The sequence below is a fragment of the Paraburkholderia bengalensis genome (genome assembly GCF_037126505.1).
GTDB lineage: Bacteria > Pseudomonadota > Gammaproteobacteria > Burkholderiales > Burkholderiaceae > Paraburkholderia > Paraburkholderia bengalensis.
This window is the reverse complement of sequence record NZ_JACFYJ010000268.1, coordinates 1-917: the sequence shown is the minus strand read 5'-3', so window position 1 is coordinate 917 and position 917 is coordinate 1. Positions and strand designations below refer to the sequence as shown.

The following is a 917-nucleotide window of genomic DNA, read 5'->3' as shown; positions in this document are numbered from 1 at the left end:
GTCGAATGCGTCGTCACGACCGCTGCGCTCGAGGCCTGGTTCTGGCTCGAGCCCCGGGCCACCGAGGCGCGGATGCTGAAAACGTTCAGCGACGGCTACCGGCGCATCCGCGCCATCGCCGAACGCAGGCTGCTGGCCCATCCCGTCCCGACGCTCGAACTGACCCCCGACGATTTCGCGCGCCCCTGAGGGGCCTGCCCAATTGATGCAGGTCCTCACTGCGCGATCCACCACCGCACCGGCCGGCTGAAGAAAAAACCCGCCCTCTCATCGAGACCGGCGGGCCTTGAACGCTGATCTGACGCGATGGACAATGTTTCCGCCGTCGCATAGTCCCGCGTAAATGGATGGGCGGGCGAACGACGGGCGCAGTCGCCCTTTGCAGCTTATGTTAACGGCCACGCGCATCCCTGTGGCGACGACGACCGATCGTGTCCCAGAGCTTTTTCGCCTGCGCCTGTGCAGACCGCATGTGCTCGTCCCGTTGAACCTGTGTCTCTCCGTGTGCCGTGTCATCCGGTGCGCCCGTCAATGGACGCCGCCTGAAAATATCAGAGAACTTTCGGGTCATGGCAACCTCCGATCCGGCAGTGATGCCGTATTAACAGTGTAGGCCGCTCGTCGGGTGCTGCCAGTTCAACGCTCCAGGCGTCGGCGCGTCCCCAGACCGCGCCCAATACAAAACGCCAACTTCCCCGCGTCACATCGATGCCTCACGGCACGTTCGAAGGTGGCATCAGGCGGAGCAGTGGTACGAAAGCGGACCATGTGCTGCAGGACACTGGCGGTCCGCGACCTCCTCTACGGTCACCGCCCGGAGAATCGTCAGGACCGTCGCGGCGCGCGGGGAAACGGGCATGTCGCGCCGGCTTTCCTGCGCCCGCCACGCTAGGCCCCGTTGACGGCCTCCTTGAACG

General features: G+C 65.0%; 1 protein-coding gene. It reads left to right on the top strand.

Annotated features, from left to right (window positions below; translation table 11 throughout):
• Positions 1-189 (top strand): DUF1488 family protein (locus H3V53_RS43155; RefSeq protein ID WP_336603036.1); only part of this gene is annotated, 189 nt, incomplete at its 5' end.
• Positions 190-917 lie beyond the last annotated feature (728 nt).